24 protein-coding genes are annotated in these 26,325 nt (G+C 38.1%); 11 read left to right on the top strand and 13 right to left on the bottom strand.

The window, feature by feature from the left end; translation table 11 throughout:
* Nucleotides 1–5 precede the first annotated feature (5 nt).
* The 3 genes from B5473_RS13510 to B5473_RS13500 are packed head-to-tail and all read right to left on the bottom strand — an operon-like array spanning nt 6 to nt 2,158.
* Nucleotides 6–356, bottom strand: a complete 351-nt coding sequence (locus B5473_RS13510) for a DUF4181 domain-containing protein (RefSeq protein ID WP_079526005.1) — start codon at nt 354–356, stop codon at nt 6–8.
* Between the two features lie 14 nt (nt 357–370).
* Nucleotides 371–1,699: a D-serine ammonia-lyase gene (locus B5473_RS13505; protein WP_079526003.1), complete on the bottom strand. Its 1,329-nt coding sequence runs from the start codon at nt 1,697–1,699 to the stop codon at nt 371–373.
* Entirely contained in the window at nt 1,700–2,158 is a 459-nt protein-coding gene (locus tag B5473_RS13500; protein ID WP_079526001.1) for a YaiI/YqxD family protein, read from the bottom strand.
* Between the two features lie 171 nt (nt 2,159–2,329).
* On the opposite strand from B5473_RS13500, the gene gdhA reads away from it, so the two are divergent.
* The gene (gene gdhA / locus B5473_RS13495) at nt 2,330–3,697 is read left to right on the top strand and encodes an NADP-specific glutamate dehydrogenase (protein ID WP_079525999.1); all 1,368 of its coding nucleotides are present in this window, start codon (nt 2,330–2,332) and stop codon (nt 3,695–3,697) included.
* Nucleotides 3,698–3,749: 52 nt separating this feature from the next.
* Here the strand turns inward: gdhA and B5473_RS13490 are convergent, their stop codons facing one another.
* Entirely contained in the window at nt 3,750–4,172 is a 423-nt protein-coding gene (locus tag B5473_RS13490; protein ID WP_079525997.1) for a universal stress protein, read from the bottom strand.
* A 175-nt stretch (nt 4,173–4,347) separates the two neighbouring features.
* Between B5473_RS13490 and B5473_RS13485 the strand changes: the two genes are divergently transcribed.
* From B5473_RS13485 to B5473_RS13470, 4 genes are all read left to right on the top strand, one after another.
* Complete coding sequence (locus tag B5473_RS13485) at nt 4,348–5,034, top strand: phosphoribosylaminoimidazolesuccinocarboxamide synthase (protein WP_079525995.1); 687 nt, start codon at nt 4,348–4,350, stop codon at nt 5,032–5,034.
* A gap of 163 nt (nt 5,035–5,197) precedes the next feature.
* Nucleotides 5,198–6,580, top strand: coding sequence for a Na+/H+ antiporter NhaC (gene nhaC / locus B5473_RS13480; protein WP_079525993.1), 1,383 nt, complete (start codon nt 5,198–5,200; stop codon nt 6,578–6,580).
* Nucleotides 6,581–6,740: 160 nt separating this feature from the next.
* The gene (locus B5473_RS13475) at nt 6,741–7,055 is read left to right on the top strand and encodes a PadR family transcriptional regulator (RefSeq protein ID WP_079525991.1); all 315 of its coding nucleotides are present in this window, start codon (nt 6,741–6,743) and stop codon (nt 7,053–7,055) included.
* Nucleotides 7,052–7,765, top strand: coding sequence for a DUF2812 domain-containing protein (locus tag B5473_RS13470; RefSeq protein ID WP_079525989.1), 714 nt, complete (start codon nt 7,052–7,054; stop codon nt 7,763–7,765). Before B5473_RS13475 ends, B5473_RS13470 begins: the two co-directional genes overlap by 4 nt.
* A 54-nt stretch (nt 7,766–7,819) precedes the next feature.
* On the opposite strand, the gene B5473_RS13465 is transcribed toward B5473_RS13470, so the two are convergent.
* Both B5473_RS13465 and B5473_RS13460 read right to left on the bottom strand, forming a co-directional pair.
* Nucleotides 7,820–8,959, bottom strand: a complete 1,140-nt coding sequence (locus tag B5473_RS13465; protein ID WP_079525987.1) for a cation:proton antiporter — start codon at nt 8,957–8,959, stop codon at nt 7,820–7,822.
* A gap of 171 nt (nt 8,960–9,130) precedes the next feature.
* Entirely contained in the window at nt 9,131–9,988 is an 858-nt protein-coding gene (locus tag B5473_RS13460; RefSeq protein WP_079525984.1) for a patatin-like phospholipase family protein, read from the bottom strand.
* A 158-nt stretch (nt 9,989–10,146) separates the two neighbouring features.
* Here B5473_RS13460 and pepF point away from each other — a divergent pair, with 158 nt between their 5' ends.
* Nucleotides 10,147–11,952 carry an oligoendopeptidase F gene (gene pepF, locus B5473_RS13455; protein ID WP_079525982.1) on the top strand — a complete coding sequence of 602 codons (1,806 nt, stop codon included), beginning with the start codon at nt 10,147–10,149 and terminating at the stop codon, nt 11,950–11,952.
* A gap of 97 nt (nt 11,953–12,049) precedes the next feature.
* On the opposite strand, the gene B5473_RS13450 is transcribed toward pepF, so the two are convergent.
* Nucleotides 12,050–13,264 carry an NAD(P)-dependent malic enzyme gene (locus B5473_RS13450; RefSeq protein ID WP_079525980.1) on the bottom strand — a complete coding sequence of 405 codons (1,215 nt, stop codon included), beginning with the start codon at nt 13,262–13,264 and terminating at the stop codon, nt 12,050–12,052.
* 389 nt (nt 13,265–13,653) lie between these two features.
* Here B5473_RS13450 and B5473_RS13445 point away from each other — a divergent pair, with 389 nt between their 5' ends.
* The gene (locus B5473_RS13445) at nt 13,654–14,469 is read left to right on the top strand and encodes a S1C family serine protease (protein WP_079525978.1); all 816 of its coding nucleotides are present in this window, start codon (nt 13,654–13,656) and stop codon (nt 14,467–14,469) included.
* A 331-nt stretch (nt 14,470–14,800) separates the two neighbouring features.
* On the opposite strand, the gene B5473_RS13440 is transcribed toward B5473_RS13445, so the two are convergent.
* From B5473_RS13440 to B5473_RS13420, 5 genes are all read right to left on the bottom strand, one after another.
* Entirely contained in the window at nt 14,801–15,817 is a 1,017-nt protein-coding gene (locus B5473_RS13440; RefSeq protein ID WP_079525976.1) for an inorganic phosphate transporter, read from the bottom strand.
* Between the two features lie 17 nt (nt 15,818–15,834).
* The gene (locus tag B5473_RS13435; protein ID WP_079525974.1) at nt 15,835–16,455 is read right to left on the bottom strand and encodes a DUF47 domain-containing protein; all 621 of its coding nucleotides are present in this window, start codon (nt 16,453–16,455) and stop codon (nt 15,835–15,837) included.
* A gap of 391 nt (nt 16,456–16,846) precedes the next feature.
* Entirely contained in the window at nt 16,847–17,653 is an 807-nt protein-coding gene (locus B5473_RS13430; RefSeq protein ID WP_079525972.1) for an MBL fold metallo-hydrolase, read from the bottom strand.
* Between the two features lie 148 nt (nt 17,654–17,801).
* Entirely contained in the window at nt 17,802–18,599 is a 798-nt protein-coding gene (locus tag B5473_RS13425) for a sulfurtransferase (RefSeq protein ID WP_079525970.1), read from the bottom strand.
* Between the two features lie 14 nt (nt 18,600–18,613).
* Nucleotides 18,614–22,225, bottom strand: a complete 3,612-nt coding sequence (locus tag B5473_RS13420; protein WP_079525968.1) for a dynamin family protein — start codon at nt 22,223–22,225, stop codon at nt 18,614–18,616.
* Between the two features lie 288 nt (nt 22,226–22,513).
* On the opposite strand from B5473_RS13420, the gene B5473_RS13415 reads away from it, so the two are divergent.
* Entirely contained in the window at nt 22,514–22,966 is a 453-nt protein-coding gene (locus B5473_RS13415; protein WP_079525966.1) for a DUF4275 family protein, read from the top strand.
* Nucleotides 22,963–23,427 carry a DUF2691 family protein gene (locus B5473_RS13410; RefSeq protein WP_079525964.1) on the top strand — a complete coding sequence of 155 codons (465 nt, stop codon included), beginning with the start codon at nt 22,963–22,965 and terminating at the stop codon, nt 23,425–23,427. Before B5473_RS13415 ends, B5473_RS13410 begins: the two co-directional genes overlap by 4 nt.
* 69 nt (nt 23,428–23,496) lie before the next feature.
* Here the strand turns inward: B5473_RS13410 and B5473_RS13405 are convergent, their stop codons facing one another.
* The gene (locus tag B5473_RS13405; RefSeq protein ID WP_079525962.1) at nt 23,497–24,372 is read right to left on the bottom strand and encodes a LysR family transcriptional regulator; all 876 of its coding nucleotides are present in this window, start codon (nt 24,370–24,372) and stop codon (nt 23,497–23,499) included.
* A gap of 111 nt (nt 24,373–24,483) precedes the next feature.
* On the opposite strand from B5473_RS13405, the gene B5473_RS13400 reads away from it, so the two are divergent.
* Entirely contained in the window at nt 24,484–25,494 is a 1,011-nt protein-coding gene (locus B5473_RS13400) for a DUF2332 domain-containing protein (protein WP_079525960.1), read from the top strand.
* A gap of 122 nt (nt 25,495–25,616) precedes the next feature.
* Entirely contained in the window at nt 25,617–26,285 is a 669-nt protein-coding gene (locus B5473_RS13395) for a ZinT family metal-binding protein (RefSeq protein ID WP_439848478.1), read from the top strand.
* Nucleotides 26,286–26,325 lie beyond the last annotated feature (40 nt).

Below are 26,325 nucleotides of genomic sequence, written 5' to 3'. Positions count from 1 at the left end.
CTTTCTTACATAATAATGGCAATTGCGATACTGCAAATTGCACAAAGCACTACATAAGTAAATGAAATTATATGACGACGCTTTTCTTTTCTAAACCAAAACTCCAATAGCCCACGGATTATAAATAAAATCATAATGAACGCAAACAATACTGAATATAATGTTTTTTCGTCAAATTGATTAATAGTTACATACGATAAAAACATGAGGCATAGGAGGACTTCCAAGACGAAATGCCAAATCCCCACATACTGATCCATAAATTTCTCGTTTTTTGGGATGTTATATTTTTTGCGTAAGTTTAAATCGAGTAAACCTGCTCCAAAAAATGCAATGATGACTACTACAATTAACACAAGCGACTTCCCTTCTATATCTCTGATTGTAAATATTGCTGTCTTAATTCTTCAGGCACTAGATCGCCGCCTGTTGACCAAATAATATGTGTGGCGTTTTCCATTTTGTCTGTAAGCCCATGCTTTTGAATGTACGAAGTCCCCTGCATCATTAATTCAATCGGACCATACACACCTGCATGTGCTGAAGGTTCCATAAAAATGTTTTCCGTCTCAAACATACCTTTTAAACTTCTAAATAAAAAGCTGTCATCCACAGTATAACATCCGCTAATTACGGATTCCATCAATGTTCCGACAAATCTTGAAGGACGCCCTACCGCCAATCCGTCAGCTTCTGTCTTGTTGGACAAACCAATATCATTCACACTGATTTTGTCATGCATGCCTGTCATCAAGCCTAGAAGCATACATGGTGATGCAAATGGTTCTGCAAAGAAAATATGAATATGTTCGCCGTATATTTGTTTTAATGAGTAGGCAATTCCTCCGGGCGCTCCCCCAACCCCACAAGGCAAATAAACAAATAACGGGTGTTTCGCATCGACTTTAATTTTCGCTTGCTGAAGCTGGTCTTTCAGGCGAGATCCCGCTACCGAGTATCCCAGAAACAGATCGATTGAATTCTCATCATCAACGAAGTGACAAGCAGGATCTTCTTCTGCTACTTGGCGGCCGTTTTCCACGGCAGAAGTGTAATCGGATTCGTATTCGATTACTTCCACCCCTTTTTCACGCAACAGTTCTTTTTTCCACTCTTTTGCCTCAATCGACATATGCACAGTCACCTGGAAACCGAGCTGTGCGCTAATAATACCGATACTCAGACCCAAATTCCCCGTTGACCCGACGGCTATTTTATACTTGCTAAAAAACTCCCTGAATTCTTCACTATGGAATTTTGCATAATCATCTTGTTCTGTTATCAAACCTGCATCGATTGCCAGCTTTTCAGCATGGCTTAACACTTCGTATATACCGCCACGCGCTTTAATCGAACCGGCGATCGGTAATGCATGATCACATTTAAGCATTAATTTGCCGGGAATATTAAAACCGCGACGCCCTTCTATAAGTTTTTTCATCGCAGCAATTTCTCTTAATTCCGATTCAATAATGCCGTCTGAAAATTTCGTGATTGGAAATGCGACCTTTATATAAGAAGAAAAACGCTTCAATCTATTTTCTGCGTCTTGAATCATATCAGGTGTCACTCGGTCAGATACTTGCCTTTCTTTAGCTATATTTTCATTTTCCCAAAATACATATTGTTCAGAGTGCAGCTTTTCAATTAACGGAAAGCGCTCTTTTAATTCATCTAAATTTAAGATTTGCTGATTCATTTATGATTCCTCCTTCTCAAAAATCGCACGTTCACAAATTTGTCGAAATTTCGTTTCAAAAGCCAAATTATTTTCTTCCGTGCGCTTTTTGGGACCTTTCGTACGACCCCCTGCACGTCTTATTTTCGCACTTTCAAATCGAAAAGCCAACAGTTGATCTATGTTGTCAGACGTCAGTTCTTTCCCGTTATGATTGACCACAATTCCACCTTTTGCTATACACATTGCGGCAAGGCCATAATCACCTGTTATGACAATATCTCCTCGCTTTAAGACACTTAGAAGCTTAAAATCAACTGAATCTGGTCCCTTGTCGACAATAATTGTTTTTGCACCTTCTCGTTCGATTCGATGTGATGTATCGCAGAACAAGATTGGTCTTATCTCATAACGAGATGAAATAAACAGCGCTAAATCAACAACCGGGCATGCATCTGCATCAATTAATAGTTGTAAAATAGTTCATCATCCTTTCCAAAAGCAACTCCAAATTATTATATCGATATAATACTTGAAAACGTTTTCTCTTTTTTAACATCGATTTCACACAGTGGTGTTACATAAAATATAATTGAATTGTTAGATAATTCATACTAATGTATACGTATTAATCCATTTGGGGGTATTAACATGACGACAATGACAACAACGAGCAACGCACAGCAATATGTTGATGGAGTGTTTGAAAAATTAAAAACTAAGAACGTACATCAGTCAGAATTCTTACAAGCAGCGGAAGAAATTTTCATTTCTTTAGTGCCTGTATTCGAACAACATCCTGAATACATTCAACATAATATTTTAGAACGTATCGTTGAGCCGGACAGAATCATCTCTTTCCGTGTAGCTTGGCAAGATGATCAAAACCAAGTTCAAGTAAACCGTGGGTACCGTGTTCAATATAATAACGTTATCGGGCCATATAAAGGTGGTTTACGCTTCCATCCTACTGTAAACGAATCAATTATGAAATTTTTAGCCTTTGAACAAATTTTCAAAAACGCTTTAACTGGTCAACCGATCGGCGGCGGTAAAGGCGGTTCCGACTTTAATCCAAAAGGTAAATCAAATGCAGAAATTATGCGCTTCTGCCAAGCATTCATGACAGAATTATACCGTTATGTCGGTCCGGATGTCGATGTTCCGGCCGGAGATATTGGTGTAGGTTCACGTGAAGTCGGCTTTTTATGGGGTCAATATAAGCGAATCCGAGGTGCATATGAAGCAGGTGTATTAACAGGTAAAAAACCTGGCTACGGCGGTTCACTGGCGCGTACAGAAGCAACAGGATACGGTTTAGTATACTTTGTAGAAGAAATGTTGCGTGACGCAAAACTTTCAATTAACGAAAAAACGGTAGTCGTTTCAGGATCTGGTAATGTAGCAATTTATGCAATTGAAAAAGCTCAGCATTTTGGAGCAAAAGTAGTTGCCTGCTCCGATTCTGCAGGTTACATTTACGATCCGGAAGGCATTGATTTAAAGATTGTTAAACAGTTAAAAGAAGTTGAAGGGAAGCGTATTAAAGAATATGTAAATTATCGTCCAAATGCGCTTTATACAGAAGGCTGTGACGGTATCTGGACAATTCCATGTGATATCGCTCTTCCATGTGCAACTCAAAATGAAATTAACGGTGAACAGGCCCGGACTTTAATTGCTAATGGCGTAAAAGTTGTTGCAGAGGGTGCAAATATGCCATCGAATTTAGATGCAATCAATGAGTTTTTAGCAAGCGATGTATTATTTGGCCCTGGTAAAGCAGCAAATGCAGGCGGTGTTGCCGTATCTGCACTTGAAATGGCTCAAAATTCCGGCCGTAACTACTGGTCTTTCCAAGAAGTTGATGAAAAACTTCACGGTATTATGAAATCAATTTTCAAAGAAAGTTCGGATGCAGCGAAGAAATATGGCTATGAAGGCAATTTAGTTGTCGGCTCTAACATTGCCGGTTTCATTAAAGTTGCGAACGGTATGCTTGTAGAAGGCGTATATTAATTAACAAAACCCGCAATTTCCTTCGAATAAGGAGCATTGCGGGTTTATTTTTTTAACGTACTACGAGAACATCACAATTGGCGCTGCGAACAACATTCTCCGATACTGAACCGAGCAGGAAGCGTTCCGCACGGTTTAAACCAGTTGCTCCGATAATGATTAAATCGGCTTCTGTCAAGTTCGTCAATACTGCTTTCGGCGACCCTTCTTCTACGGATACTTGTACATTTTTAACGCCGGCCTGTTCAGCGATAACCTTGTATTCCTTTAACTGATCGTAAGTTTTTTCCTTTAGAGCTTTTGCATACTTTAAATCATATGCTTCCACTGATCCGAATGAATGTGTATCAATTACACTCACTAAATTCAATGTCGCATCCGTCAATCGAGCAACGTTCATACCGCGTTCAAAAGCAATTTTTGCTTTTTCTGAAAAGTCTATTGCTACAACAATATTATTATACGTTTTTAGCATCTAAATCACTCCTTGTCTAAAATTAGTATAACAAATGTTACCATTACACTGGTAACAAAGGGCATAACATATTAAAGGTTAGACGTCTTTCTTCAAAATACGAACATTTTTATATTATTATCATAAAATTATTCGTGTTATAATAAATTTGAAATTACTTTTGGAGGTATCTCACATGGAATTAATGTATACAGGTAAAACAAAAGATGTATTTAAACTTGAAAACGAACTATATTTACTGAAATTTAAAGATGACGTAACTGGAGAAAACGGGGTTTTTGATCCAGGTGCAAACACAGTCGGTTTAACAATTGATGGTGCTGGCCTTGCCGGATTGAAACTAACTTCTTTCTTTTATTCTAAATTAAACGCATTAAATGTACCGACACATTATGTTGAGGCAAATTTTGATGAAGCGACAATGACGGTTAAACCAGCAACTGTTTTCGGTAAAGGTTTGGAAGTTATTTGCCGTTTTAAAGCAGTCGGATCTTTTTTACGCCGCTATGGTGCTTATGCAACAGAAGGTCAGGATTTGGATTCATTTGTTGAAGTAACGATTAAGGATGATGAACGCCTGGATCCTCCTATTTCAGAAGATGCGCTTTCAATGCTTGGTATTTTAACTCATGAGGAATATGCAATTTTGAAACAACGCACAATCGAAATTTCAAAGTTCGTTGCCGCAGAGTTAGAGAAAAAAGGATTAACGCTTTATGATATTAAATTGGAATTTGGCCGCGATGCAAAAACAGGCGAAATTTTACTCATTGATGAAATTTCAGGCGGTAATATGCGTGCATACAAAGGCGATACATATATTGAACCATTACATTTAGAAAAGATTATGCTTGCTGAATAATTTCAATTTCTAAATGCCTTTCATCAACTATTACAGGGACATTCCGGACTATCCGGTATGTCCTTTTATTTTACCCCCTTCCCTTTTTTTAAATAAAATGCTACACTTACTTTTGTACTTCAACGCGTTGAAGCGTGAAACTAAATAGCGAGGTCTAGTCATCATGAATGCAAAACAACATTTAAAACCACATTTTATTGAAGCTCTTATTTTAATTTTATTTATTATTGCACTTATCTCCTATAGCATTATGAAACTAGGCAGTGTGCCACATATTCCGATTTTCATAGCTATAATTGTCCTGTTCATGTATGGTGTTCTGCGAAAAGTACCGTACCGAATCATGGAGCAAAGTATGATCGCTTCTGTTTCAACAAGTATCGGCGCAGTTTATATTTTTCTGTTGATCGGTGTTTTAATCAGCAGTTGGTTAATAAGCGGGACAATACCTACACTACTGTATATAGGTCTCTCAATCATTACTGCGAGCTTTTTTTATGCGGTTGTCTTCCTTATTACAAGCATTATCGGCACAGCGATCGGCAGCTCGCTTACTACCGTTGCAACAGTTGGTGTTGCGATGCTGGGGGTTGCGAGTTCTATAGATGCTTCACTTGCAATTACAGCAGGAGCAATTGTTTCCGGTGCCTTTTTTGGGGATAAAATGTCCCCGTTGTCCGATACGACAAACTTGGCTGCGACCGTTGCCGGCATCGATTTATTTACGCATATTAGAAATATGATGTACACTACAATACCTGCATTCATCATTTCACTCATTGTCTATGCTATAATTTCTCCAAGCAGTCAGAAAATGGACACGGAGCTTATTACAAGCTTTAAAGAAACACTGCTTGCGACGAATTTAATTCATTGGTATGCGGTTATTCCACTCATCGTTCTGATTGTCTGCACGATTTTTAAATTGCCAAGCCTTGCTACATTGGCGATTAGTGCTATTTCAGGTATTGTGCTATCGTACTTCCACAGCTCAATTCCATTGAACGAACTGTTCAGTATTTTATATAACGGCTATTCAATGGAGACCGGAGTCGAAGCAATTGATTCATTGCTGTCACGAGGTGGAATGAACAGTATGCTGTTTACGATTATTTTGATTGTCCTGTCCCTTTCAATGGGCGGATTGCTCTTTACACTCGGCATTATCCAGACATTGCTGCAGGCGCTTCAAAACCAGCTGAAATCAATCGGTTCGGTAATTACGGGAACCGCTTTTACCGCAATCGGTATTAATGTAACGATTGGTGAGCAGTATTTATCGCTGTTATTAACAGGAGAAGCGTTTAAAGAAAAATTCAAAGCATTACAACTTCATCCGAAAAATTTGGCCCGTACAATTGAAGATGCAGGTACTGTCATCAACCCGATCGTTCCTTGGAGTGTATGCGGTCTGTTCATTGCTTCAACATTGAATGTTCCTGTCATTGACTATTTACCATTCGCTTTCTTTTGTCTGTTAAGTCCTGTCATCACAATTATTTTTGGGTGGTTGAATATTACAATTACAAAACTTAACAATAAATAGAATTATTCGCCTGCTCAGTTTTAAATTGAGCAGGTTTTTTATTTTCGCGTCTTATTTTCCTCGCTGAATTATTCGATAATTCAGTTTACATGTATATCACAAAGTGATATATTGTTTTTAGACATATATATCACTTAATGATATATCAGGAGGTGACATAGTGAAAAACAATGAACAATTGACCGATTCCATGTTTCATATTATGGCAGCATTAACGACGCCTCAACACGGATACGCCATTATGAATTTAATTGAAGAAACATCAAACGGCATTATTTCAATCGGTCCGGCTTCCATGTATACGATTATAAAAAAGCTTTTACAAAACGAATGGATTTATTTATACGACGATTCCGATTCAAGGCGCAAAGTGTACTTACTGACGCAAAAAGGCAAAAATGTTTTAGCAGAAGATTTAAAAATTCGAAAGCTGATGATTCAGTTAGCTGAAAAAGGACTGGGGGAAAAAGGATGAGTAAAACGAAGTATATGATGTCTGGTGGATTAGCCTTTTCAGAACAAAGAGATATGGAGAAACTGCGAAAACTTTCATCTGAAGGTTGGCACGTCCGTAAATTTTCATTTTTAGGCTATACGCTCGAGCAAGGCGAAAGTGCCGATTATATATACAGTATTGATTATCGTACACTGGATAATGATTCTGAAGAATACTTTGAGCTCTTTAAAGATGTCGGCTGGTCACTTGTGGATTCCTCAGGTGATATCCATCTTTTTCGTGCTGCATCCGATACGAAGCCAATTTACACGGATCGCCATACAACAATTGAAAAATATAAAAACCAAACAAAGCCACTGAAACTTGCTATGATGGCACTTGTTCCAGGTACAATCATTTCTTGGTTGATTTCAGTACAAACAACTGGCAGCATACACACACTCTTCTTTAGTTTAGCCCTTTTACTGACAGTACTTACGATACCGTTACTGTGGACTGCACTGACTTCATACGGGAACCAATGGAAAGCCGAAAATAAAAATGGGCTTGTAATACTTACAAAGCTGCTGCCCGCTGTTGCAGTCGTTGTCGCATTTTTCGCAATAATGGAATCCGATTTAAAAGCAGTACAAATTGCAGCCGCTGCAGTTATTGGTGCAACCGTCTTTGTAACTTTCATTACATTGTTTATGTCTCTATACCATCGGATTAAAGTAAAAAAAGCGTAAGAAAAGATAGGCTCATGAAAATGCGCCTATCTTTTCTAATCTAAATCATTCAATTTAAACGACTATTCTCTTCCCGAAAATTGCTTTTAACAGAGGCGGTGTCACAATTGTTGTTACAATAATTACGATAATAATCGACGTATAATAATTACCCGGAAGAAGCCCTCCTTCAAGTCCCATTGCAGCTAATATTAGTGCAACCTCGCCTCGGGAGACCATTCCAGCACCGACGCCCATTGATGATTTCGTATTGAAACCAGCTAATTTCGCACCTAACCCTGAACCAATGAATTTGGATACAACCGCAATAATTGAAAATACGATTATAAACCCAATTTGATCTCCAATTCCATCGAATGAAACGGCTAATCCGATACTGACAAAGAAGAATGGAACAAAAATCCCATATGCAATCGGCTCAACCTTATGCTCAATTTCATCTTTAAATTCTGTTTGTGCAATCGCAATCCCGGCAAAGAAAGCACCAATAATACCGGCGATACCTAGAAATTCCGCAAAATATGATAAACCAAAACAAATAATCAAGCCCGCACTCAATATTGATTCAGTAACTCTAAATTTCTTAAATATTCTTATAAAGTGTGGAATAAACCATTTAGCAAGCACAATCAGTATAGCGAAGAATAATACTTTCTTACCGATTAATACTCCGATATTCGTGTCTGAACCGGCAAAGAAACTCATCGCAATCGCGATTAAAATTACTACTACAATATCATCCAATACCGCAGCTCCAAGTAATGTTGACCCTTCTTTACTATTCAGCCAACCAAGCTCCCTTAATGCCTGTACCGAAATACTGACAGATGTAGCAGAAAGTAATAATCCAATAAAAATGGATTCCCCTACAGATAATCCGTAATATTGCGACCCTGCATAACCTAAAATAATAGGCAGGAGAATACCACCTAACGCAACATAGATTGCCGCTTTTTTGTTTCTATTCATTTCCTGCAGGTCGGTTTCAAGACCCGCTAAAAACATTAACAGTAAAACACCTATTTGACTGAATACGGTTAAAAGTTCAGTATCGTGAACCCAACCGAGCAGCGCAGGCCCTAGAATAATACCTACGATTATTTTTCCAAGTACAGATGGTTGCCCAATTCTCGCAGCAAGATGTCCGGCGAGTTTTGTTGCAAATAATACTAGCACAATTTGTAAAATAAACATAAATTTCCCCTTTCAATGCAAAAAAGACAAGGCGGTGCCATAGTTGACTATGGCTCCACCTTGTCTTGCACTTTTTATTTAATTTAATGTTCTTAGCTTTATTTTAATATAATTCCACTCGTTTTTGCAAGTATATTCTATATTAAACTATCGCAGTATTATGCTTTATCTTTATATAATGCCCAAAAATGCCTTCAACTCAGGCATTTGCTTTTGTGCCTGTTCATAGCCGACCTCATAATTGGCTTTCATTTGATCGACTTTGCTTTCAAAACTTTTTATTGCACGGTCCGGTTTAAAAATAAACGCTTCCTGATCTATCTCTTTTTGAGCAATATATTGCATTGTTTCATTATACATATCCGCACGATGTCTCATTGCAGCCGCGAGTCTTGGATAGCGTTTTTGAAAAAGCTTCGTCGCCCACTGATTCGTTTTTGAGGCACTTTTTATATAGCCCGGTTCCCTCGTCAAAATCAGTAAATGCTTATTATATCCTTTTTCAATCGCACGTTTAATTGGAATCGAATCGGATAATCCCCCATCATAATATGGAACATTGTCAATTTTAATCTCAGGGAACAGTACAGGAATTGCACATGTTGCCTGCAAAATATCACATGTTTTTGTCATCGTATGCGCACTTTTATACTCCACTTTTCCGGTATATGCATTCGTTAACCCGAACTCCACCTCACCCGGGTAATTATAATACGCATCCCAATCAAATAAATCCAGCTGATTTGGCACAATATTATAGGCAAAATCCAATCCGAACAGGCTTTTTTCCTTTAAAAAATTCCGCATTCCCATATAGCGCGGATCATTGCGGTATGTCGTTAAAACACGCATCGTTCGTTCAGGCTGATTTGACATATAGGATACCGCGTTGATGGCACCTGCCGAAATCGCCGCAATATACGGCATCTTTATTTGTTCTTCCATTAGAGCATCCAAAACTCCAGCTGTAAAAACTGTTCGAAATGTCCCGCCTTCAAGTATTAGACTACAATCCTTAACTTCTTGCATATCATCACACTCTTTCTCTATTTCCATCGCTTCTCTATTTTACTATATGTCTTCTATATAATATTAAAAATATTTGTCAACCAAATTTTCACTACTTCCTAAATTTTCAGAAATATGGTATTATTTATTTCGAATATCGTAATATTAGGAGGCTACTTATGTCAATGTTGAATCGTAGTGATGTACCGGTTGAAGAAACTTGGAATTTGGAAGATTTATTTGCTACAGAACAAGCCTACACAGCTGCAATCGAAGAAGTAAGACAACTTGTAGAGGAAACTGCAGAGGGGCTTGCGGGGACAATTACTGATGTACAAGGCGCGATTAATGCAATTGAAGCAACGGAAAAGATTCAGGAGAAAATGGTTGTAATCGGCACATATGCGAGCCTTTCACATAGCGTTGACCAAACGAGCACTGAAAATCAGATGCGTGCCGCAAGCTTTGGTTCATTTGCAGCAAAACTTGCTACAAAGCTATCCTTTGTTAAAAGTGATTTACTAGCATTGGACGAAGCTGTTTTAAAAGAAGCACAAAAAGCTAAACCGGAATACGCTAATTTTATTGATAAACTGCTTGTACAAAAACCGCATCAATTACATCCTGAGGCGGAAAAAGCGCTGGCAGCATTCGGTGCAACATTTAACGCGCCATATGAACTGTACAATACGACAAAATTGGTAGATATGCAGTTCCCTAACTTTGAAGTAGATGGTGAATCATTCCCGCTTAGCTACAACTTGTTTGAAGGCGATTGGGAGCTTGAAACGGACACGAATAAACGTCGCGCTGCATTTGAAGCTTTTTCAAAAAAACTACGTGACTATCAGCATACGACTGCCAAAACATATAATTCACACTTGGCGATTGAAAAAACGGATGCAGACCTTCGCGGCTACGACAATATCTTCGATTCATTATTAGAATCACAGCAAGTTGACCGCTCAATGTATAACCGCCAAATTGATTTAATTATGAATGAACTTGCACCACATATGCGTCGCTATGCAAAACTGCTGCAAAAAACACATCAGTTAGACAAAATGACGTTTGCGGACCTTAAAATTTCGCTGGACCCTTCATATGAGCCAACTATTACGGTGGAAGAATCTCGCCAATATATGAAAGACGGATTATCTATTATGGGCGAGCATTATACGAATATGATCGATCGTTCTTTTGACGAGCGATGGATTGATTTTGCACAAAATGCAGGAAAATCAACTGGCGCATTCTGTTCAAGCCCATATGGTGTGCACCCGTATGTATTGATTTCATGGACGAGCCGAATGAATGAAGTATTCGTTTTAGCCCATGAACTTGGCCATGCAGGTCATTTCTATTTGGCAAATGATGAGCAAAACATTTTCAACGCTAGACCATCACTTTACTTCATTGAAGCTCCATCGACAATGAATGAAATGCTTATGGCAAACCACTTATTAAAAAATTCTACGGATGCGCGCTTTAAACGTTGGGTCATCTCAACTATCATTAGCCGTACGTACTACCATAATTTTGTAACACATTTACTTGAGGCAGCTTACCAACGCAAAGTGTACGAAATTATCGATGCAGGCGGAAGCGTCAACGCACCGAAACTGAATGAGTTAAAACGTGAAGTGCTTGAGCAATTCTGGGGAGATGCAGTTGAAGTAACTGAAGGTGCAGAATTGACTTGGATGCGTCAGCCGCATTACTATATGGGCTTATATCCATATACGTACTCTGCAGGTTTAACTATTTCAACACAAGTTTCACAACGTATTTTAAACGGTGACGAAGCAGCTGTTGAACAATGGATCGATGTATTAAAAGCAGGCGGTACGAAAACACCTGTAGAACTTGCACAAATGGCAGGTGTCGACATTACGACTGAACAGCCATTGCGTGACACAATCGCATTTATCGGTGATTTAATTACACAATTGGAGCAACTGACTGCAGAGCTTCAAACAGTTTAAGTGACACTGCAATCAGTGGAGGTTTTTGATTCCCACTGATTGGTTGTCTTCACTCTTTTTAGAGGATGTGCTGAATTTACTTTCAGGCACATCCTTTTTAAATGGCTACCGAAGTATTAATTAGATCTACTTGCTGGAACAATTCAGAAACTCCTGATGCGATGGCTGCGGATCCGACTGCTTTCGCAACTACACCTGCAACACGTTCATCCATCGAGCTTGGTATAATAAAATCTTCATTCAGCTCTTCTTCTGTTACAAGCGATGCAATAGCTTCAACCGCTGCCAGCTTCATCGATTCGTTGATATCTGTCGCTCTTACATCAAGTGCACCACGGAAAATTCCAGGGAAGGCAAGCATATTATTCACTTGATTCTTATAGTCTGAACGACCGGTACCAATAATTTTTACGCCCCACTTTTTTGCATTTTCCGGCGTTATTTCAGGATCTGGATTTGCCAAAGCAAAGACAATTGGATCTATAGCCATTGATTTAATATGTTTTTCCATTAAAATATTTGCTGCAGACACCCCGATAAACACATCTGCCCCTACTAATGCATCATCCAAAGTACCGCGTAATTGCTCCGGATTCGATAAATGAGCAACCTGTTCTTTTACCGGATTCATCCCTTCAGGACGCCCTTCATAAATAATGCCCTTCGTGTCACACATTACGACATTTGTGTAACCCATTTGAACTAAAATACGGAGAATTGCAATACCTGCAGCCCCAGCTCCGTTAATAACAACCTTCATTTTCGCCACATCTTTTTTCACCAGTTTCACCGCATTGATTAAACCTGCTCCAACGACAATTGCCGTCCCATGCTGGTCATCATGAAATACCGGGATTGAACATTCAGCACGCAGTCGATCTTCAATTTCAAAACAGCGCGGCGCTGAAATATCTTCCAAATTGATTGCCCCATAGGTTGGTGAAATTGCTTTTACGATGTTGACAATTTCATCAACGTCTTTAGTGTTTAAGCATACAGGTACGGCGTCGACATTTGCAAAGCGCTTTAATAATAAAGCTTTCCCTTCCATTACCGGTAAGGCAGCTTCCGGACCAATATCCCCTAACCCTAAAACCGCGGTTCCGTCTGTAATAACCGCTACTAGATTCCCTTTCATCGTATAGTCATAAACTGTTGAAGGATTCTGTTCAATTGCAAGACAAGGGGCAGCAACACCCGGAGAATAAGCTAAACTTAAATCATATTTATCCTGTACCGGAACCTTTGCACGAATTTCCATTTTCCCGCCAAAGTGTTCGTGCATTTCAAACGACTTTTTCATCAAATCCATAATTACCATCCCCTTCTAATTTTTCAATTACTTTGTAATTACGAATGTTAACCGTTAACTTTTACTTTGTCAACGATAGCATTAAAAAAACATTTAAATCGCTCGATATAAGACAAAAACGTTGATATAACAATGTTCATAGCATTTACCTACCGCTTGTTCCTTTTGTGATTTTAAACACAATCTATTATTTTTAGATAATAAATGTAAGGGCTGTCATTTTTAAAACCCCACTTTATCAAGGTAAAGTATGTGATGGATTGCACGAAGTATTTTCAATTTAGTAATATGAAACATTTCACAAACTTCCAAAAAAAATTTTGAACTAGCACTTTTTGTCTCAAATTTCGTGTACTTTTGTTACACTTATACTTATCGGAGGGAACACAATGACAGAGAAAACGAATACTGAGGAACTGACAGAAGAAGAATTTTTGGAACTTGTTTTGGAAGAACAGGAAAAGGCGCTTGCAAAAGAGCGAGAAGAACGTTTAAATCCACAGCCGAAAAAAACGAAAAAGCAAAAACCATTTGTTCGAATAGTAGTATGGCTGATGGCATTAACATTAGCTTTTAGCACGTTTGCCGTAATTTTCAATGTGTATTCCATTCCTGCCATCGAATTTTTAAAAGTATCGACACAACTATCAAATCAGGAAAATATTCAAACATATAAACAATCTGTTGTCACAATTAATACTGACTCAGGAAAAGGGACAGGATTTGCAGTATCAGAAAATGGCTACATAATAACCAATGATCATGTAATTGAGGATGCGTTAACAATTACCGTTGTTTTTCCGGATGACACGCTTTATAAAGCAGAGGTTATGGAATCATATGAGGAATATGATTTGGCACTGTTAAAAGTGGATGTGGAAAACTTGCCGTTCCTGCCACTTGCCCGGGCGAGCGATTTCCGTAAAAACGAGCCCGTCTATTTTATCGGAAATCCGCTTGCATTTAGCGGAATTGCCAATAAAGGAACGATTATCGGCTATACGACTGCCGCTGACATTCAGCCGGATATCATTATGATGGATGCACCTGTTTATCGCGGGAATAGTGGTAGCCCGGTCATTAATGAAAATGGACATGTAATCGGTGTTGTGTTTGCAACAGGAACTCGTGAGGGGCACGGGAAAGTCGGATTATTTATCCCTGTAGAAAATGTGCATGAGCTGTTCCAGACTTATTTGAATTGATCTGGAGAGTGTAAAACTCGTGTTACGGTTTTTGTGGCGACTGTGCGGCGTAGTATATTAGAACATTTATGACTGATATTAGAAGAGTTGAATGCTATTTTAGAACTTTCATACAGTTTATTTGAAGATCGGGCGCTCATATTAGAACAATCGTGCACTTTATTAGAAGTTCCGCGATATATTAGAAATTTTCAAGTTATATTAGAACTTCCCAAGTTTTATTAGAACAACCCGTAACTTTATTAGAAAGTCCCATCCTATCCCACCCCGCCCCATCTCAAACAACAAAAAAACGGCTGCTCAATATTAATTATTGAGCGCCGTTTTAAAATTAGAAAATAAGGCTAATTAAGAAGTAGAATAATCCGGCCATTAATGCGGAAATTGGCAATGTGATAAACCACGTAATCACAATTTTACGCGCCATGCCCCATTTAACACCTTTGACACGTTGTGCTGCACCAACACCCATAATTGCAGAAGAAATTACATGTGTTGTCGAAACCGGTAGTGCGATGACTGTTGCGCCAAAAATGATTGAAGCTGAAGTTAAGTCAGCCGCTACCCCGTTGACCGGACGGATTTTCATGATTTTACCGCCGACTGTTTTAATGATTTTATATCCGCCTACTGATGTCCCAAGACCCATCGCCAGCGCACACGCAAAACGTACCCAATCTTGTACTTCATCCGTTGATTGCCAGTTTGCTGCGATTAAAGCCATTGTTATAATACCCATCGCTTTTTGGGCATCGTTCGTACCATGTGTAAACGATTGTAATGCCGCTGTACCGATTTGCGTCAAACGGAACGCTTTCGTTGTTCCATACAATGGTGAGCGGTGGAAAATAAATTTGAATAATTTCATTACGATAAAACCAAGAGTTAATGCTAAGATCGGCGAAATAATTAACGCCTGTAAAATTTTAAAGAAACCTTCATAGTTTAAAATATTCATACCTGCAGATGCAACTGCTGCACCAGCAATTGAACCGATTAATGTATGTGAAGAACTTGATGGAATACCGAAATACCAAGTTAATAAGTTCCATGTGATGGCAGAACATAATGCCGCCAAAATTACTACAGATCCTGTTGTATCCCCTTCAAATGCGTTTAAAGAGAACGGATCCACAATTCCAGATGCTACAGCTTTTGCTACACCGACGAACGTCATTGCACCTATAAAGTTCATAAATGCCGCTAACAGAACAGCAACTCGAGGTTTTAATGCACGCGTCGAAACAGATGTGGCGATCGCATTCGCTGTATCATGGAAACCGTTAATAAAATCGAATGCCAGCGCAAAGATGACAACGAGTACGGTAATGATTAATAACGTATCCATAATTTACTCCTTCTTCATTATGCATTTCGCATAATAATTGATTCAATTGTATTCGCTACATTTTGGCAGTAGTCCGCAATTTCTTCTAACTGCTCATATAAATCTTTAAAGATGATTAAGCGAATTGGATCTTTTTCAGTCTGGAATAGTTCAGTAATGGATTTACGGAAAATTTCATCACATTCACGCTCATAATCTTTGATCAGAATCGCATGTTGACGCATTCCGATTAAATCTTTTTTATTCAATAACTCCATTGCCTTTACTGCTTCATCAGATGATTTGGCAATATAGTCTACGAAGTCACGCATGTACTGATTTACTTCTGTAAATGAATACATTTCAAAGTGGGCAATTGTATTTTCAATGCCATCCAGAATATCGTCCAGTTTGATGGCTAATGATAGAATATCTTCACGTTCAATTGGGGTCATAAATGAATCGTTTAATTTCACGATTAATTCATGGATCAGCTTGTCCCCTGCTGTTTCATAGGATTTCATTTTAATTTGAATTTGTTTTAGTTCTGATACTGTAGTAATTGTCGATTCTTTTGCATAGTTGGCACCTTGTTGTACATTTTTTGCAATATTTAATAATCCTTCAAAAAATGGATCCGGTTTTTTAGAGTTAAACATCGAATAAAATCCTCCTAAAAATGAAGTTTGTAAATTAAAACCTAGGTAATCATAACACCGATTTTTCAATATCTTCAACATTAATTTATGTTATTTACAAAAGCTTTACAATTGTGAAACATAGCTTTATGAACATATCCTGTTAATTTTAGCCGTTTTTTGATGAAATATTCTGAAATCAACCGATATTTGTTGATTTCATGCTTTTAATCAGCCTTTTTGTCAGCATTCCCTACAAATATTAACTTTTCTTCTTCCATACCCATTATTAAGCAATGTTAATTGTAAAGCTAATGTAAATTTTAAGTTTCGTAATAGTTATTTTTTCTGTTTCAATTTTAAATAAAAAAAGACTAGTAAGTTCCTACTTACTAGACGGAAAATATATTAGTTACTTGTTTAAGACAGAAGATACGATATGCGCTGCATCCCATTCACCTAAAGACAGTTTTGTAATCGGATACTTTTTATTAAAAAGCTGCGCTGTAATTTCGTCAGTTGTTAAACCCTCTTCGTTCATCATTTCTATTTTATAGCTAAGCTCTTTTAAGTAATGAAGTTTTCGCATTAAAGCTTCTCTACCGTTTTCGATATATCCCGCATGATTACAATATATTTCAAGAAAATCATACGTTAATACTTTCTCCAGCGATCGGATAATTTGAGGAATACTTTCTTCACGCAAGACGACCTTTGTTTTCGGTGTCACGTAAAGATCACCTGTAAAAAGCTGACCTGTCGATTCATTTAAATACGCTACATGGTCTTCCGTATGTCCGGGCGTTTCAATTACTTTCCAGTCAGCTGTTCTTGATGAAAAAGCATCTCCGACTGGCTGTGCAAGAAACGGCAGCCTTGCTCCCCAGAACAGTTTGCGATATAAAGGATAGCTTGCCTTCTTAGCACATTCTTCAATGTTGATCGGGTGCATAAATATCGGCAAGTTATATGTTTTCTGCAAAAAATGCGCTCCTCCGGAGTGATCTTCATGATAATGGGTCAACATAATCTGATCAACGTCCATCTGTTCAAAAAAAGGCTTAAACTGCTTAAGAAGTGAGGCAGAACCTGTATCAATTAGTATACCGTCCACTTCAAAACAATGAACATTTAAATAAACGGCTTGAAATTGAACAGATCCATTAATCATTTTCACTCCATTCTTTTCACTCAGCTCTATTTTTTTCTTAAATAACACATTTCTCACTCCTTTGGCCGTTATTTTTCTACAATACCACTTTATCACAAATATTGGAAATCAGATCTATACTTACGTTAAATTTCTGTACGAAAAAAGCCGCTATGTAAAATTAATTTTACATAACGGCCTGTTCAGCAGTTCCAATCTATTTTTCGACAGAGTGATGATTTACCCAATCACTATAGCCTGCCATATAGATTTTTATATTTTGATAGCCTGCTTCTTTTAATACTGTATAGACCGGTGTAGCAGTAACACCTGATCCGCAATAGACAACTACTTCCTCGTCTTTTGGAACTTGCTCGAGAAGAGAAGACGTAATCACCAGTTCTGAGCCATTACGCAACTGCTCCCAATCATAGTTTTTAGCTGTCGGAATATGTCCTGCCACTTTATCAAACGGTTCCGTTTCACCACGGTAACGTTCCGGTGCGCGGGCATCAATTATTGTCGCTTTTCGCTTACCTTCAATAATATGCATAATATCCTGACGTTTTATTAAAATATCATCATTCCACTGTAAATCAAGCTTGCTCTCCTTAAATACAGGTAATTCTGTCGTTACAGGGAAACCAGCTTCCTTAAGTGCCTCAAAACCGCCATTTACAACATAGGCATGCTTGAAGCCAGCATAATGCAATATCCACCATGCACGAGTTGCGAAAGCTGCAGCACCTTGATCATAAATATAGATGGCATCATTGTAATTTAAACCATGCTTTTCAAACAAAGCCTGAAGCTGCTTCTTTTCCGGAAGCGGATGTCTGCCCTCTTCTTTCGTTAAATCCGACAGGTCGGTATTTAAATCCCAGTATACGGCTCCTTCAATATGGCCCTCTTCATACATCTTTCTGCCTGACTCTAAATTGTTCATATCAAATCTTGTATCGATCAAACGACCTGTTCTTTCCATTCGATTTGCGGTCACAAAAATATTCGTCATTAAAAAGATCCTCCTTACGCTTGTAGTTGCGCGTAAATATCTTTCCAAACAGCTAAGCGACTTTCTTCTTGAAGTAATAAACGTTCTGTTTCAATCTGCTCGACTGCCTGTTCAAGCATATGCTGGCGCAATCCTTCTGCCTCAATGGCGATGTAGCTTCCCGCCCACTCCATAATTTTGGCTTTTTCCGCATCCAGATAGTTTTGTGCATTTGGTTTTGTTAATTGCTCCAATGCATCGCGCAATTGCTCTTTTTCATTCTTTTCAAAGAATGCTTTCACATTTTTAAAGTAGGATTTCACCCCTTCATATGGCGCCGAATCTGTAAATGGACCTGTAAAATCTAAAATTTCCGGCTCTTTTGATTCATAGCTTAAAAATGCAAAGCTTGGGTTCAGTTCTTTTAATTCACGTGACTCATCTTTAAACAGTTCCTTCATTTTCTTCTCAACAAATTGCGCTAAACGGAAATTCGTTACACGCAATTCCTGGGCGAAGTCAAAGCTTAACGCCTGCAGCACTTCTTTTAATGCTGTTTGCAATGCTTGCTGTGCAGGCATTTGCGCGAATGTGGACGGATTATAGCTTTCACGGTAGAAGTCCGGATAGCGGTAGTACACACGTTGCAGTACATAGTATAACAGCTCATCCAGTTCTTGCTTTGTTTCACTTTCAAGCATGGCTGTCTGAGTTGTCTGGAACTTGGAACGCACTAGCTTTTCCAAATGAGCCAATTCTTCAAGACGCTCATCTTTACGTTTCAGGTTTTCTTCAGTTTGTATAATTAAATCATTCAGACGTGCTTCTGTTTTATCCACTTCTTCTTGCAGTGCCTGTACCGCAATTCCCATCAGTTCATCATTCAGGAAGTGATGGAACGCATCTTCGAATGGTGCCATACCTGACTGATGCTCAAGCTGATCCTGCTTTTCTTTTAAGGCCAGTAAACTCGATACTCCGTACAGTCTTGGGAAACGGATACCGAAGCGTTGTAGCTCTGAACGAACATAGCCTTTTACCTCTTCCTCTTCTTCCATTGTAGAAGCCAAGTCAATCGCATTTACGATAAAGAACATTTTATCCAGTTCAAACGCATCTTTTACACGTCCTAGCTGGATTAAGAACTCACGGTCCGCTTTTGCAAATGCATGGTTGAAGTACGTAATGAAAAGAATGGCATCAGCATTACGAATGTAATCGAACGCTACACCAGTATGACGTGCGTTGATCGAATCGGCACCCGGCGTATCTACTAATGTTACACCCATACGCGTTAGTGGTGAATCAAAGTAGAAATCGATATTGTCCACGAAACAAGAACGGTTTTCCTGCGCTACGTATTTTTCAAAATCATGGCGGTTAACACGTAATGTCGTTCCCAGTTTTGTGATGAATGTTTCATAACCTTCCGAATACGCACGGATAAATGATTTATGAACATTCAGGCGCTCATCTGTTAATGGAACAGCCAGCCCTTCCTCTGCACGATCATACGCTTCTTTTAGTGATGATACTTGAAGGCCAATCGCTGCATACGAACCTTGAATATCTTCAAGTAGCTGCGCTTCATTTTTCAGGTGAACATCGGCTGTTTCATGCGGATGTTCCGGTGTGACAGGACGGATTTTATTGATCGCTGCTGTCGTAGGGTTTGGTGATACCGGTAATACGCGCTCACCCATCAATGCATTTGAAAAACTTGATTTACCCGCACTGAATGCACCGAATAAGGCAATCGTAAAGTCGCGCTTTTGCAGACGTTCCACTTTTTTCGTCAAGAAGCTGGACACTTCTTTGAAGCCTTGAACATCTTTAATAATATGCGCCGTCTTCAATGCTTTTTCAGTTACTTTATCAACATTCAAACCTGAACCCACTTTTTCTTGCGTTTGTTCAGCAGCAATTTCTGTTTCTTGATCCTTTAACTGAAGCATCGATTCATCAAATGGACGAATATCTTTCAATGCCTGCTCATGTTCACGCTTCCAGTTTTCCAAATAAATTTTGGATTCCGCGCGAATTTCATTGGAAACTTGTTTCATTAATGTATTGCTGAAAGCCTGGAATTTCTCAATTTGCAGTATATGCTGAAGCGCATGCACTTTTTCGGACATTGCATTAATTTTAAGCTTAACAGGTGCTGCCGCTTCACTCGCAACCTGTTCCAATGTATCTTTTTGCTCTAGCTTCCATGCATCCGTAGTTTGAATAAAGTAACGTTTTGTCGCATCCGAAACACGATTCGCAAAGTTTAATACCGCATCTCCTGTTATTAACGCGCTCTTTTGCACCTGATCTTCAATAATCGAGAACGGGAAATTAAATTCCTTCTTGTCGATGCTTGCGGCACGTTCGTCATTCAATGCACCGACATCTTTTAACGCTTGCTTCATCAATGCTTTTATATGACCGGTAATTTGAGATTGGACAACATGGTTAAAGCTTGCATATGCTTCTTCCTGACGTCGCGCTTTCTCTTCTGCAGTTTTCTTTTTCGCAGTAAACAGTCCGCCAACTTTAAAGTCCTCTTGCTGACTTTCTAAATAGGCACGTAGTTTATCACGAACATCCGCCGGCATAATCGCAGCATTTGCAAGTAAGTCTTTACGTTTTTCATCGAACTGCTTATCAAATACATCAAATGAGAATAATTCTGTTTGACGCGTCAGTTTTTCATATTGTTCTAAAATATCATCACGATGCTGCCAGTCATCTTCAGAAACGAGTTCAGCATACGTATTAAAGCGATCTTGCTTCTCTTCCTCCAAATACGCTTCATGCTCATGCTGAAGCTTCGTCAATGTATTTTCTGCTGTTGAAATCAATTGTTCCTGCCAGTCGTTCATCGAATCCATAACGATTTTCTTCACTTGATCAAAATCGTTGTTCGGAAGCTCTTTTTCACGTAATGATGTGAAGAAAATATTTTTCGGGTAAACACCCCAAGCCGCAAATGAGTTATGAACTGATTGCTTAAAATCTTCAAATGACAGTTCAGCTTCACGGTGCTTGTCGATTTGATTGACGATTAAATATACATTCGGATTGTATTTCATCAATTGCTTCGTAAATTGGAAATTCAGTTCTGACTGTACATGGTTGTAGTCCATTGTGTAGAACACCATATCGGCAATATGCAGCGCTGATTCCGTACTCATCGCATGCGCATCGTCTGTTGAGTCAACACCCGGAGTATCCATCACCGTTACCCCTTCAGGTAAGCTTGATGTACTATGTCCAATTTCAATTTGTGATACCAATTCACCGTTCTTACTCAATTCTTTTACTTGTTTAATATCATAGCCAGCTTCAAATTTTACCGGCTTTTCATTGTGCAAATATAGAATGGCAAAATCTTCATCCGATTTATGCACCTTAACAATGTTCGCACTTGTCGGAATTGGACTTGTCGCTAAAATGTTTTCCCCCGACAGTGCATTGATCATACTCGATTTACCTGCAGAAAAGTGACCGGCAAACCCGATAACAAATTCCTTTTGCAAAAGCTTGCGTGCAAATAAATGGAGCTTTTCAATTCGTTCTGTATCTTCATTTTCTTTATAAATTATGTATTGTAATGCCGATTGCTGTAACAATCCCTGAATTTTCTCGTCAAACATCGTCATATTACTACCCCTTTATATCAATTTATATCTTTTCGCCTTAAATTCGTCACATTTCTATAGTACCATGCTTAGTCCAGAAAATCGGCTAGTATTTTTTTAAAATTATTGTTTTCCGCATATTGCCATTAAAGATCAACTTTTTTCTTATGAAATTGCTATTTCGGAATAACCAGGTTATTATGCGCATTTAAAAGCATTTTTATGTTTCCAGTGTAAAAATTTATAAAATCTCATCATTACCCAACATAATATCAGTATAATGAGAAAATAAAAAGATTGGAGCAGCAAATGGACAATTTAATTAAAAGATTGAATAGAAAAAACATGAAATTTACAGAGAATCTTCACTGGGGTATATATTTTAGAAAGCGTTGGGAAAACGCGTTCGCCTACCATTTACATCAGGAAGAAAAAGAAAGAATTTCCCTTATTGGAGACCGTCATTTTCGCGGATACTTATGGCATCTGTTCAGCTACAAAAAGATTTCCCATCTGAGCCAGATTGAAGCCGAAGAAGCATTTAATTCACTAAAAAAAACCGAGTGCTATATTTTTTATGAACATTTGCCTAGAGTAGTTTATGTTGAACACGCAGAATCATTAAAAGCTGATCATTTATTAGAGGAAGAAGATATTTATATAGTAGATAAAAACTTCACATGGACATATGTCGTTACTCATGAGGAAAGCTACGGTCCTTATTTTACAAGTAAAGTACTGGAGGAGTGGGTGAAGCGATGAGAGGGTTATCCTTTGAAATACCGAACGAATACGGCCGTTATTTATATGACATTTTAGAAGATATCAACATTAAAAAATACTTTTGGAAATCAGGTGACGGAGAGGCATATTATATTGAAAATAACGAGCTAGGAGCAGCATTGTTCCCGCAACCTTATACATGTACAGGTGAAGATCTCTACAACCAAATCGCTGCAAATGACTACTATGTTATTTTTGCAGACTTAAAAGCATTTAAAGAAAAAACGCATGTGCAGGACATTGCTACATATGATGATTTCCTTAATAGCCAGTGTGAAATCGCCCTTTTGATTGTTGATAGCACCTATGTAACGATTTATATAAAAGATCAACATGTAACTGAACGTCTTTATAGAAAAGCAGTTCACATTGGGTACGAAAATATAGCTTTTATTACGGATGAGAATGACCTTCGTACAGCAGTGTCTTTATTTGAATAAAAAAGTGAAGCAATAATGTGTTTGCTTCACCTCTAATAAGTTAACTATGCTCCCCCTTTGCTCAATTATCTATTGAGTGTTTCGGATGAAACTTGTCAAAGGAATAATTTTAGTAGAATTTCTTAAGTGGCTCATATAAAGATCAACTGGATTAATAGTCCCAATCGGACCTATATCCACCACCCTTAATAGACCCGCTTCAATTTCCTGTGAAATCAAACTTTCAGGCAATAGCCCGATACCTAACCCTTCCTTAATCAATTTTATAGCAAAAATAACATCATTTATTTTGTTGAATTTCTTTATATTGTACTCATTATTTAACCATTCAACTACCGGGGTATGTTCATTTAAATAACCTATATAAAGCGGATGCTCATTAAATAGCGCCTTAAGCTGTAAATCCAGCTCCTTTTCCGCAAGCTGAAATTTAGAAGAATATACTAGTCTCAACGGAGAACGGTCAATTTGCTCCGAATGAAATTCTTTAGAAATGAATTTATGCAAACCTAGTGCCAAATCTATTCGCTGTTCTTTTATTGCACTCTCTAACTGCATCTGATCTTCCATTACAATTTCCACATTGTATTGTTGATGTACTTCAATAAAATTATGTATTCGCTCTAATAGATTCGTATAAAGCAAAGCGGGTGAAACTGAAATTATTAATGGAACAGCCGGATGTAGAGATTCCAGGTGAATTTCTTTCGTACTTGCTTCTATTTCAGCCACAAGTTTTTTGGCCATAGGATAATATTTTTCACCTATTGCAGATACCTTCACCTTTGTATGTTCCCGGTCAAACAATTGAACCTGTAAATGTTCCTCTAATAACTTCATATGTACAGTAATACTCGGCTGGGAAATATACAGTTTTTCTGCCGCCGCTCGAAAGCTCCCTTCTTCAACAACCGCTATAAATGATTTCAGCCATTTTATATCCATGTTCATCACCTTCTTATTAATATTATTAATCAATTATATTAAAATTCATTAATTTAATTAATATTAAATCCATTATACACTGAAAGTAATACAAGAAATGAGGTGTTTCAAATGGAACAACTAGTCGCAGCTTTTAGACGTTTTGCCAAACAGGAAGCGAAAAACAATAGTCCGCTTTACGAATATTGGTGTGAAAAGATTATGACGAATGACCAGCTATTAAATCTCATTATGCATATTCCGGAGATTCAGCCAAAGCCTAATTTATTTTTTGGATCTGTGCAGTATTTAGCAGCCAAAAAAGAAACCCCTCTCCAACAAATATTCGAAAATCCTTTTGAAATAAATCTGGAAGAAAGCTTTCAATTACTCATCGGCTTCTGTACACAGCATTCCGATGAACTGTTGCCGTTGTTTCAGACAAAATCCGTTCAAACAAATGAAGTACAGCGGGCCAGCTATCTTTACCCGATATTCTCGATCATCGCCGAAGAAGCGAAACTTCCATTAACCTTATTGGAAATCGGTACAAGTGCAGGACTTTTGCTTAATTTGGACGGGTATCGATATGAAATTGAACAAGAACCGCCGATTTCATTTGGCACTGAAATTAGCCCCCTCACTCTTATTGCGAAAAACTATGGTACTCCTATAACTTCTGTGAAAAGGTTGAACATTTTACACCGCATTGGAATTGATCTAAATATCATTGATTTACAAGATTCGGATGAATATTTATGGCTGAAAAGTTTAATTTGGCCTGAACAAATTATACGGAAAGAAAATTTAGAGAAAGCAATGGCGATTCACCGGCAATATTCAAAGCTTTTACTGACCGGGGATTTCAGAAGTCTTATTCCCCCTCTATTTGAAACTCATGAACTTAAAAATAGCCAGATTATTATTTTCCACACACATGTCGCAAATCAGTTTTCCGCTACATTAAAAAAGGACTTATTGGAAATGCTTCAGCAACTAAGCCATATTCAAAGCATTTATCATGTCTACAACAATATGTATGATAAGAATTTGCATGTGGATTGCATTGATACTGGTATAACTAAGACCATTAAAATACTAGAAAATACTGACGGGCACGGGAAGTTTTTCAGTTGGAATTAACTCTACAAATAGTAATAATTACGATTTGTGTTGACAAGCAATGCTCAACTATATAATATTATAAATCGTAACAGTTACTATTTAGGAGGTAAGTTATGAAAAGGAAATTAAATTGGATAAGTATGTTAGCATTTGGCTTTATCCTCGTTGGTTGTGCTGAAAATTCTAAAGAAGAGGTCAATGCAACTGCGGATGATGTAACAGAAGAAAAGGCTCATGAGCATGATCATCAACATGAACCTAATGAGAAACAGGAAAAAATTTATAACGGTTATTTTGAAGACGAAGAAGTACAGGACAGACCATTAAGCGATTGGAGCGGCGACTGGCAATCGGTCTACCCTTATTTGCAAGATGGTACTTTGGATGAAGTATTTGAACATAAGGCTTCCCAAGATGATAGCCAAACATCTGAGGATATTAGATCTTATTATGAGACTGGCTATAAGACAACTACGGACCGTATTGTCATTGAAGATCGCTTTATTACATTTTATGATCATGGTCACGCGCATAAAGGAGAATACGCATATGATGGTTATGAAATTTTAACCTACGAAAAAGGTAATCGTGGGGTCCGGTTTATTTTCAAACATATCGGCGATGAAACAGGCGTCCCGGCTTATGTTCAGTTCAGTGACCATATTATCGCACCTCAAAAATCAGGGCATTACCACATCTACTGGGGGGATGATCGTGAAGCCTTATTAAAAGAAGTATCGAATTGGCCAACCTATTACCCTTCAAATATGGATGGCCATGAGATTGCACACGAGATGATAGCACATTAAAAAATGTACAAAAAAACAACCATTTGCTCTTGAGGAAATG

Source organism: Solibacillus isronensis, assembly GCF_900168685.1.
GTDB classification, from domain to species: domain Bacteria; phylum Bacillota; class Bacilli; order Bacillales_A; family Planococcaceae; genus Solibacillus; species Solibacillus isronensis_A.
The sequence above is the reverse complement of the archived record's forward strand: the minus strand, read 5'-3'. Positions and strand labels throughout refer to the sequence as shown.

Excerpts from the sequence above, each read along its gene's own strand:
- B5473_RS13505 (WP_079526003.1), bottom strand. The coding sequence starts at position 1,699 with ATGAATCAGCAAATCTTAAATTTAGATGAATTAAAAGAGCGCTTTCCG.
- gdhA (WP_079525999.1), top strand. The coding sequence starts at position 2,330 with ATGACGACAATGACAACAACGAGCAACGCACAGCAATATGTTGATGGA.
- B5473_RS13490 (WP_079525997.1), bottom strand. The coding sequence starts at position 4,172 with ATGCTAAAAACGTATAATAATATTGTTGTAGCAATAGACTTTTCAGAA.
- B5473_RS13485 (WP_079525995.1), top strand. The coding sequence starts at position 4,348 with ATGGAATTAATGTATACAGGTAAAACAAAAGATGTATTTAAACTTGAA.
- nhaC (WP_079525993.1), top strand. The coding sequence starts at position 5,198 with ATGAATGCAAAACAACATTTAAAACCACATTTTATTGAAGCTCTTATT.
- B5473_RS13470 (WP_079525989.1), top strand. The coding sequence starts at position 7,052 with ATGAGTAAAACGAAGTATATGATGTCTGGTGGATTAGCCTTTTCAGAA.
- B5473_RS13465 (WP_079525987.1), bottom strand. The coding sequence starts at position 8,959 with ATGTTTATTTTACAAATTGTGCTAGTATTATTTGCAACAAAACTCGCC.
- B5473_RS13460 (WP_079525984.1), bottom strand. The coding sequence starts at position 9,988 with ATGCAAGAAGTTAAGGATTGTAGTCTAATACTTGAAGGCGGGACATTT.
- pepF (WP_079525982.1), top strand. The coding sequence starts at position 10,147 with ATGTCAATGTTGAATCGTAGTGATGTACCGGTTGAAGAAACTTGGAAT.
- B5473_RS13450 (WP_079525980.1), bottom strand. The coding sequence starts at position 13,264 with ATGGATTTGATGAAAAAGTCGTTTGAAATGCACGAACACTTTGGCGGG.
- B5473_RS13445 (WP_079525978.1), top strand. The coding sequence starts at position 13,654 with ATGACAGAGAAAACGAATACTGAGGAACTGACAGAAGAAGAATTTTTG.
- B5473_RS13440 (WP_079525976.1), bottom strand. The coding sequence starts at position 15,817 with ATGGATACGTTATTAATCATTACCGTACTCGTTGTCATCTTTGCGCTG.
- B5473_RS13435 (WP_079525974.1), bottom strand. The coding sequence starts at position 16,455 with ATGTTTAACTCTAAAAAACCGGATCCATTTTTTGAAGGATTATTAAAT.
- B5473_RS13425 (WP_079525970.1), bottom strand. The coding sequence starts at position 18,599 with ATGACGAATATTTTTGTGACCGCAAATCGAATGGAAAGAACAGGTCGT.
- B5473_RS13420 (WP_079525968.1), bottom strand. The coding sequence starts at position 22,225 with ATGACGATGTTTGACGAGAAAATTCAGGGATTGTTACAGCAATCGGCA.
- B5473_RS13415 (WP_079525966.1), top strand. The coding sequence starts at position 22,514 with ATGGACAATTTAATTAAAAGATTGAATAGAAAAAACATGAAATTTACA.
- B5473_RS13410 (WP_079525964.1), top strand. The coding sequence starts at position 22,963 with ATGAGAGGGTTATCCTTTGAAATACCGAACGAATACGGCCGTTATTTA.
- B5473_RS13405 (WP_079525962.1), bottom strand. The coding sequence starts at position 24,372 with ATGGATATAAAATGGCTGAAATCATTTATAGCGGTTGTTGAAGAAGGG.
- B5473_RS13400 (WP_079525960.1), top strand. The coding sequence starts at position 24,484 with ATGGAACAACTAGTCGCAGCTTTTAGACGTTTTGCCAAACAGGAAGCG.
- B5473_RS13395 (WP_439848478.1), top strand. The coding sequence starts at position 25,617 with ATGTTAGCATTTGGCTTTATCCTCGTTGGTTGTGCTGAAAATTCTAAA.